Origin of the sequence: Prevotella sp. Sow4_E9_plate, assembly GCF_052116205.1 — a bacterium.
In the GTDB taxonomy this organism is placed as follows: Bacteria; Bacteroidota; Bacteroidia; order Bacteroidales; family Bacteroidaceae; genus Prevotella.
Genome location: NZ_JBQKLN010000087.1, coordinates 1 through 4560 on the forward strand (window position 1 = coordinate 1; position 4560 = coordinate 4560).

Annotated in this window: 5 protein-coding genes; 3 read left to right on the plus strand and 2 right to left on the minus strand. The window is 41.2% G+C overall.

The features are described 5' to 3' along the window. Window positions 1-132: 132 nt before the first annotated feature. A complete protein-coding gene (locus tag ACTQ53_RS17085) occupies window positions 133-267 on the minus strand; it encodes a smalltalk protein (RefSeq protein WP_295347597.1) in 135 nt (44 codons plus the stop codon). A gap of 92 nt (window positions 268-359) precedes the next feature. Next, window positions 360-947 (minus strand): HU family DNA-binding protein, encoded by a 588-nt coding sequence (locus tag ACTQ53_RS17090; RefSeq protein WP_441934477.1) that lies wholly within the window; start codon window positions 945-947, stop codon window positions 360-362. A 265-nt stretch (window positions 948-1212) separates the two neighbouring features. Here ACTQ53_RS17090 and ACTQ53_RS17095 point away from each other — a divergent pair, with 265 nt between their 5' ends. The 3 genes from ACTQ53_RS17095 (at window position 1213) to ACTQ53_RS17105 (ending at window position 4490) form a co-directional block, all read left to right on the plus strand. Further along, a complete protein-coding gene (locus ACTQ53_RS17095) occupies window positions 1213-1644 on the plus strand; it encodes a hypothetical protein (RefSeq protein ID WP_441934479.1) in 432 nt (143 codons plus the stop codon). 118 nt (window positions 1645-1762) lie between these two features. Next, window positions 1763-3187 (plus strand): hypothetical protein, encoded by a 1425-nt coding sequence (locus tag ACTQ53_RS17100; protein ID WP_441934481.1) that lies wholly within the window; start codon window positions 1763-1765, stop codon window positions 3185-3187. A gap of 397 nt (window positions 3188-3584) precedes the next feature. After that, window positions 3585-4490 (plus strand): ORF6N domain-containing protein, encoded by a 906-nt coding sequence (locus ACTQ53_RS17105; RefSeq protein WP_441934483.1) that lies wholly within the window; start codon window positions 3585-3587, stop codon window positions 4488-4490. Window positions 4491-4560: the final 70 nt, after the last annotated feature.

Here is a 4560-nt window from a genome sequence, read left to right on the forward strand (position 1 = left end):
GAAAATCAGCGACTTGACCAACTTTTTATAGTTAAGTTTTCATAAGCATTTCTTAATATAAGTTATTGATTTACAGCCGATTAAATATTAATTTAACGCAGTATTGATACATTGTACATTATAAATTATCCATTATAAAATGTTTGCGCACGAGCTTACTCCAAGTGCCGTCAGGGCAGCGATGATAGCTTGAACGACAGCATTCACGATTTGAATCCAAGAAATCTTCTTGATTCCCGAATTTTGATTTTCATTGAGATTGATCATAATAGTAAATGAAATTAAAGATGAAACATCAGTTAGATAGCAAAGAGGTGGCTGCACCCAGCCCTAAGCTGGGCACAGCCGATGGATTACTCCTACATTCCTACATCCTCTCCGTCAGGGTTGCTGCCGCCACCAGAAGTGTTGTCGCCACCAGGGTTTGGTGTATCACCACCATCGCCAGATGGCTTGTTGCCACCGTCACCCTCGTCCTTGGTAGGCTTCTTCTTCGCAGCCTCCAGGTCAACGGTACTCTCGTTCGCCTTTTCAGCCTTAAGCAAGGCAGCTTGACCAGCACGGCTTGCCACGAGTTTGAACTCAGCTTTATCAACAAGGTTCTCAAAGTCCACACCAGGGTTGAACTTGATGTTCACCGACTTGATGTTTTCCTCGGTAAACTTCTCCAGCGACTCCGCACCCTCACAGTTGATGGAAATGCTAAAGACACCAAACTCACCGAGTTTAATCTTGTTGCCGTTGAGCAGTTGCTCTACAATGCAGTCGCACATGTCCGACAGGATAGCTTTCACCATACCTCGGCTGTAGCCAGCGTTGTGTGAAGCAATGTGCTTGCAAAACTTGTTCAAGTCCCAGATTTCACGAACTTGGTTCTTGGCATAAGCCTTTTGAGGCTCCTCTGGTTTGATAGGATTACCCATCATGTAAATAGAATACTCAATCATAATCGATTCCTTTCTTTTAAATTGTTAATACTAAGTGAAGATAGACTTTGCGCATCATCTATGTGTATCAAGGGATTTGTAATCCCGTCTGATTTACGGTTGCAAAGATACAACATCCGAGGACCGAAAACAATTCCGTTGAAAGGCATTGAAAAACGTTGAATATCTATTGAATAAGATTAAGAAAATCATTAAGAAATCATAGCCAGCAAGTCATTTTTTACCCTTTTACCTTTTTACCCTTTTACCTTTTTACCTTTATCCGATGTCAGATGTAACTTTCAACATATACGGAGGCAATAACCAAATCCTCCCCAACGCTACAAAGGCAGAGCAAAACTTCTATGGCGACCAGTTCGCAGAGAAGACGCTTGCCAAGGATGGCGAAGCATCTCAACCTCTCACCGAGGAAGAACAGGCTTTGTCTATATATATAAATAAGGTGGAATCCTTGCGAGGCTACATCACCCTCCTTCGTTCCTGCAAGACAGCGAGAGACCTGGGCGAGGTGGTGGCAACCATGCGACAGCAAGAGCCATCCCTCACCGATGAGCTGATAGTGAAGCAGAGTTTCATCACCCTCCTCCTTCCCTTCGTGCCGAAATGGGAGAAAGGACAGACCATCGACAACATCCGGGTGGCAATCAATACTGCCTGGACGGCGCGCAAAAAGACTATCCGTCAAGCAGGTCGCTAAAACACCCCCCAAAAAGTATCCTAAGATACATGGGCAAGTATCCTAAGATACTTCGCCAAGTATCCTAAGATACTTTGGAAAGTATCCTAACCCTCTTTCTAACATTCAAATTTTGAAAATGGCAGATACATCATTTGATATCAACAACGGAGCCAATCAAATTGCTCTCAAGGCAAAGACTCAGAACCAATATTTCTTTGGTGAGGAATTCGCTCGCAAAATATTGGGAAGCAAGGATAAGCCACTTAGTCTGGTAGTGCTCGGTGCTGGAGTGGATGCCACAATAGGCTTGCCGACATCAGCCGACCTTATACCTCGCATTGTCGATTTCTTGGAAACCGATGAAGGCAAGACGCTTGATGCCATTTTGCGCAAGGCAATAGGCAGAGTACATTTCCATTTCGACAAGTTTGTGAGTACAGCCATCGACCGTTTGGCAAAGGACTTGGACAGGGAGATTGTTTCCATTTGCCATAATATCAACGACGAACTTGCCAACAACGCAAGCCTTGATGAGTCACAACGCAAGTTGGGCATGCTTATCGTTCGCCTTTTCAAAAAGGTGTTGGACTTCAAGAAAGGAGCAGAGATTGATGCCGAGACGATGAACTTGATAGAAGAGGTTTTTAATACGGTTGTAAAAGATGACAGCATCATAGATTTAAGCCATCTCAACTATACCGACACATTCAAGAACATCATCGTGGAGATACTTCAGAAGAGCATCCATGAGTCGAACAATCCCATCTTGCGCCATATCTATAAGAATATGCTCGATATAGAGCAATTGCTCGCAGGGTATTTCTATGGATTTTATACGGGGCAAAACAGTTATATCCGCGACTATCTATACATATCCTGGATTCTATGGGCATACTTGGTAAGCGAGGAGCAGCGAAAGGCGCAAGAGAATGTGGCTGTAGAGAGCAAAGAAAACCACACTATTTACGACCAATTGGATGGAAAAGACTGCCAAGTCATCACGTTCAACTATACATCGTATGCTTCCCAAGCCTCTCCGACTGCTCTCTATTTCCATGGCTCACTCAAAGAGTATGTAGATGTAGAGAACAAGAACGATTTTCTGCATGATGATTTAACGACCATTGATTTAGAAGATTTTTTCAAGAATCAACTTGCATCCGAGATAAGTTTTGATCCAGACCACAAGTCTATACCCATCCCATCATTCTTGCCACCATTAAAGTTGCGCCCTGTCATATCCAAGCATTACATTGATACATGGTATCATGCTTCTCAGATGGTGCTGCGTGCAAGTAAGATCATCATTCTTGGCTATTCATTCTCTTCAGCCGACAACTATTTCTGTGATATGTTGCGAGAGAACCACGATGCACAAATCATCATTATCGACAAGAACATGGAAATAGCAAGTCGCAATGTGTGTCGTTGCCTCCAGTTGGATGCCAATCGCTACACCAAGCAAATAAAGGATGGGCATGAGATACGTAAATACAACAATCGAGTGACGATTATTGGAGCAGACTTGTCGGATGTGAATTTGGATGATGTGGAACTTTAGAATAACCTCCTCATTCGAGTGACGACTAGTGCAGAGCGATACTGCAATGAGGGAAAATAAAACAGCAATATACCAATGAATAAAGAAGATAGAAATTCCTTTAGAAAGGAAATAATCGGTAAGTTAGAAGAACAATGGGCTAAGAATAATCGCCCTGAAGACGACCTCTTCTATTGAGTTGCTAGATGACATCGACTTCTATTACAATAAGGTGAAGTGTCGCAAGATAGAGCAGATGCTTCCGACCTTAAATAAATTAGTAGTTGCAGAACAACAGTCTTGGATGGGTTCAATGTAGATTCCTTTCTTCTACGCAAGATTTTTTGAAAATCTCTTGGTTGTTCCGAAATAAAGTTGTATCTTTGCTTTCTATAAAAATAAAGTAGAATAATAGCATATGTCTAAAGATAATAACAACTTAACAATATTGTCAGGGCAATCAGTACTCTTGCCTTCTCAAAATGAAATTCAAAGGAGAATATATTCTATTCGTGGCGTGCAGGTGATGCTTGATCGTGACCTCGCCCAGCTCTACCAAGTTGAGACAAAAGTTCTCAATCAGGCAGTAAAGCGTAACATGAAGCGCTTTCCTGATTATTATATGTTTCGTTTGACAGAAGAGGAATGGAATAATTGGAAGTCACAATTTGTGACCTCCAATTATATGAGTGAAGATGAAATTCAGGCTATAAAGATGGGAGTCAGACGTCCTCCTTTTGCTTTTACTGAACAAGGTGTAAGCCAATTGTCATCCGTATTGAAAAGTGACCGTGCTATTGAGACAAGCATTCGCATAATCGATGTTTTTGTTGCCATGCGCAAATTTATCTTCTCTAATGCAGGATTATTTCAGAGAATAGAGTCGCTTGAAGCATTTCGTATAGAAACTAAACGAGGCTTGAAAAATATAGATGCTCGTTTTGATCAGATTATGAGTCGTCTAGATGATGGTTCGCTTAAGCAAAAATTGGGGATTTTCTTTGATGGACAAATGTTTGATGCCTTTGTCTTGGTAGAGGAGCTAATCCAAAAGGCTAAACGTAGGATCGTTCTAATTGATGACTATATAACAGCTTCTCTCTTGGATCGTTTTCATAAGCGTAATACAGGCGTAACTTTAGATTGTTATGTGAAAAGTCGATTTGCAACACCTGCTTTATGTGATGCTATAGCAAATTATAACACCCAGTATCCTTTAGAGCCGACAAGACTTCATACCTTTGAGCGTTCACATGATCGTTGGCTTATTATAGACGATATCGTTTATCAATACTGCGTTAAATTAATATTTAATCGGCTGTAAATCAATAACTTATATTAAGAAATGCTTATGAAAACTTAACTATAAAAAGTTGGTCAAGTCGCTGATTTTC

Bases quoted from the DNA above. Each gene is read 5' to 3' on its own strand.
- ACTQ53_RS17085 (WP_295347597.1), bottom strand. From the start codon at position 267: ATGATCAATCTCAATGAAAATCAAAATTCGGGAATCAAGAAGATTTCT.
- ACTQ53_RS17090 (WP_441934477.1), bottom strand. From the start codon at position 947: ATGATTGAGTATTCTATTTACATGATGGGTAATCCTATCAAACCAGAG.
- ACTQ53_RS17095 (WP_441934479.1), top strand. From the start codon at position 1,213: ATGTCAGATGTAACTTTCAACATATACGGAGGCAATAACCAAATCCTC.
- ACTQ53_RS17100 (WP_441934481.1), top strand. From the start codon at position 1,763: ATGGCAGATACATCATTTGATATCAACAACGGAGCCAATCAAATTGCT.
- ACTQ53_RS17105 (WP_441934483.1), top strand. From the start codon at position 3,585: ATGTCTAAAGATAATAACAACTTAACAATATTGTCAGGGCAATCAGTA.